At 72.5% G+C, this 531-nt stretch carries 1 pseudogene; it reads right to left on the minus strand.

Annotated features, from left to right (window positions below):
• Window positions 1-203 (minus strand): annotated as a pseudogene (locus ABD323_RS45135) (Uma2 family endonuclease); the annotation flags it as partial.
• Window positions 204-531: the final 328 nt, after the last annotated feature.

A 531-nucleotide genomic window follows, 5' to 3' on the forward strand; every position in this document is an offset into this window, starting at 1 on the left:
ACCCCCTCCGGCGCCAGGTCGCCCAGAGTGACCGTCAGGGCCGTCACGATCCGTCCGTGCCAGGCCCGCTGTGGGGACGTCATGAAGACCAGCGCTCCGTCGATCAGTTCGGTGTGCCGAGGCGGCTCGGCCAGGCTGTCGAGGTCCTCCGCGAACCAGCCCTCTTCGCGCGGTGGGTGCATCCAGTCCGGCAACACGCTCATGGGTTCAGCCTGGCACAGAACCGCCACGCTGAGCGGACGCGGCTCGCCGGTCGCTGACCACAACGCGACCGCCCTGTGACCGAGTTGCGATCACCGGAGCGGATCCCGGCCGGAGCACCGTGCGTCCAAGGCAGGACGACAGCGGCTCGGGGAGGGATTCGGACCATGGCAGGCACGGGGTACGGAAGACGGCGGGCGGCACTGGCGATGGCGGGGGCGGCCACCACGGCGGCGGTCCTGCTGAGCGGGTGCGGCGCGAGCGGGGGCGACGGCAAGGCCGGCTCGGCGGACATGGCCGCGCCGCAGGCACAGACCCAGAAGGTGGCGG

Origin of the sequence: Kitasatospora nipponensis (assembly GCF_039528135.1) — a bacterium.
In the GTDB taxonomy this organism is placed as follows: Bacteria; Actinomycetota; Actinomycetes; order Streptomycetales; family Streptomycetaceae; genus Kitasatospora; species Kitasatospora nipponensis.